A 542-nucleotide genomic window follows, 5' to 3' on the forward strand; every position below is an offset into this window, starting at 1 on the left:
CGGTGGTTCGAATCCACCATCCTCCACCAAAAAAATGCGCGGATGTGGCGGAATTGGCAGACGCACTAGACTTAGGATCTAGCGCCATTGGCGTGGGGGTTCGACTCCCTTCATCCGCACCATTTTTTATTTAATTTATACATATTTATTGTGGGTGCATAGCTCAGCTGGATAGAGCAACGCCCTTCTAAGGCGTGTGTCCGGGGTTCGAATCCCTGTGCGCTCACCACATATATTGGGGATTAGCCAAGTCGGTAAGGCACATGACTTTGACTCATGTATGCGTAGGTTCAAGTCCTGCATCCCCAGCCATTAAATATTAAAGTTAAGGTTCATTAGCTCAGCTGGCAGAGCACCTGACTCTTAATCAGGGTGTCCCGAGTTCGATCCTCGGATGAATCATTGGAAGTAGAATATGGAGAGGTGTCCGAGTGGTTTAAGGAGCTGGTCTTGAAAACCAGTGACTTCGAAAGGGGCCGTGGGTTCGAATCCCACCCTCTCCGCCAAATGCCCAGATAGCTCAGTCGGTAGAGCAGGGGACT

5 tRNA genes are annotated in these 542 nt (G+C 50.0%); all 5 read left to right on the plus strand.

Features of this window, described 5'->3' with window-relative positions:
• The first annotated feature begins 38 nt into the window (after positions 1–38).
• The 5 genes from IC218_RS21615 to IC218_RS21635 all read left to right on the plus strand — a co-directional run bounded on the left by IC218_RS21615 (position 39) and on the right by IC218_RS21635 (position 506).
• Positions 39–122 (plus strand) — tRNA-Leu (locus tag IC218_RS21615).
• A gap of 30 nt (positions 123–152) precedes the next feature.
• Positions 153–229, plus strand: a tRNA-Arg gene (locus tag IC218_RS21620).
• Positions 230–236: 7 nt separating this feature from the next.
• A tRNA-Gln gene (locus tag IC218_RS21625) sits at positions 237–312 on the plus strand.
• 17 nt (positions 313–329) lie between these two features.
• Positions 330–402, plus strand: a tRNA-Lys gene (locus IC218_RS21630).
• A 15-nt stretch (positions 403–417) separates the two neighbouring features.
• Positions 418–506 (plus strand) — tRNA-Ser (locus tag IC218_RS21635).
• Positions 507–542: the final 36 nt, after the last annotated feature.

The sequence above is a fragment of the Clostridioides sp. ES-S-0005-03 genome (assembly GCF_020658455.1).
Lineage (GTDB): Bacteria > Bacillota > Clostridia > Peptostreptococcales > Peptostreptococcaceae > Clostridioides.